1 rRNA gene is annotated in these 1,732 nt (G+C 52.7%); it reads right to left on the reverse strand.

The window, feature by feature from the left end:
* Window positions 1–44: 44 nt before the first annotated feature.
* Window positions 45–1,586 (reverse strand): 16S ribosomal RNA (locus FEK43_RS22345).
* Window positions 1,587–1,732 lie beyond the last annotated feature (146 nt).

Consider the following 1,732-nt stretch of genomic DNA (forward strand, 5'->3'; position numbering starts at 1 on the left):
ATCAGACAATCTGTGTGAGCACTGCAAAGAACGCTTCTTTAAGGTAAGGAGGTGATCCAACCGCAGGTTCCCCTACGGTTACCTTGTTACGACTTCACCCCAGTCATGAATCACAAAGTGGTAAGCGCCCTCCCGAAGGTTAAGCTACCTACTTCTTTTGCAACCCACTCCCATGGTGTGACGGGCGGTGTGTACAAGGCCCGGGAACGTATTCACCGTGGCATTCTGATCCACGATTACTAGCGATTCCGACTTCATGGAGTCGAGTTGCAGACTCCAATCCGGACTACGACGCACTTTATGAGGTCCGCTTGCTCTCGCGAGGTCGCTTCTCTTTGTATGCGCCATTGTAGCACGTGTGTAGCCCTGGTCGTAAGGGCCATGATGACTTGACGTCATCCCCACCTTCCTCCAGTTTATCACTGGCAGTCTCCTTTGAGTTCCCGGCCGGACCGCTGGCAACAAAGGATAAGGGTTGCGCTCGTTGCGGGACTTAACCCAACATTTCACAACACGAGCTGACGACAGCCATGCAGCACCTGTCTCACAGTTCCCGAAGGCACCAATCCATCTCTGGAAAGTTCTGTGGATGTCAAGACCAGGTAAGGTTCTTCGCGTTGCATCGAATTAAACCACATGCTCCACCGCTTGTGCGGGCCCCCGTCAATTCATTTGAGTTTTAACCTTGCGGCCGTACTCCCCAGGCGGTCGACTTAACGCGTTAGCTCCGGAAGCCACGCCTCAAGGGCACAACCTCCAAGTCGACATCGTTTACGGCGTGGACTACCAGGGTATCTAATCCTGTTTGCTCCCCACGCTTTCGCACCTGAGCGTCAGTCTTCGTCCAGGGGGCCGCCTTCGCCACCGGTATTCCTCCAGATCTCTACGCATTTCACCGCTACACCTGGAATTCTACCCCCCTCTACGAGACTCAAGCTTGCCAGTATCAGATGCAGTTCCCAGGTTGAGCCCGGGGATTTCACATCTGACTTAACAAACCGCCTGCGTGCGCTTTACGCCCAGTAATTCCGATTAACGCTTGCACCCTCCGTATTACCGCGGCTGCTGGCACGGAGTTAGCCGGTGCTTCTTCTGCGGGTAACGTCAATGAGCAAAGGTATTAACTTTACTCCCTTCCTCCCCGCTGAAAGTACTTTACAACCCGAAGGCCTTCTTCATACACGCGGCATGGCTGCATCAGGCTTGCGCCCATTGTGCAATATTCCCCACTGCTGCCTCCCGTAGGAGTCTGGACCGTGTCTCAGTTCCAGTGTGGCTGGTCATCCTCTCAGACCAGCTAGGGATCGTCGCCTAGGTGAGCCGTTACCCCACCTACTAGCTAATCCCATCTGGGCACATCCGATGGCAAGAGGCCCGAAGGTCCCCCTCTTTGGTCTTGCGACGTTATGCGGTATTAGCTACCGTTTCCAGTAGTTATCCCCCTCCATCAGGCAGTTTCCCAGACATTACTCACCCGTCCGCCACTCGTCAGCAAAGCAGCAAGCTTCTTCCTGTTACCGTTCGACTTGCATGTGTTAGGCCTGCCGCCAGCGTTCAATCTGAGCCATGATCAAACTCTTCAATTTAAAAGTTTGATGCTCAAAGAATTAAACTTCGTAATGAATTACGTGTTCACTCTTGAGACTTGGTATTCATTTATCGTCTTGCGACGTTAAGAATCCGTATCTTCGAGTGCCCACACAGATTGTCTGATAAATTGTTAAAGAGCAGT

Source organism: Escherichia sp. E2562, assembly GCF_005781075.1.
Classification (GTDB): domain Bacteria; phylum Pseudomonadota; class Gammaproteobacteria; order Enterobacterales; family Enterobacteriaceae; genus Escherichia.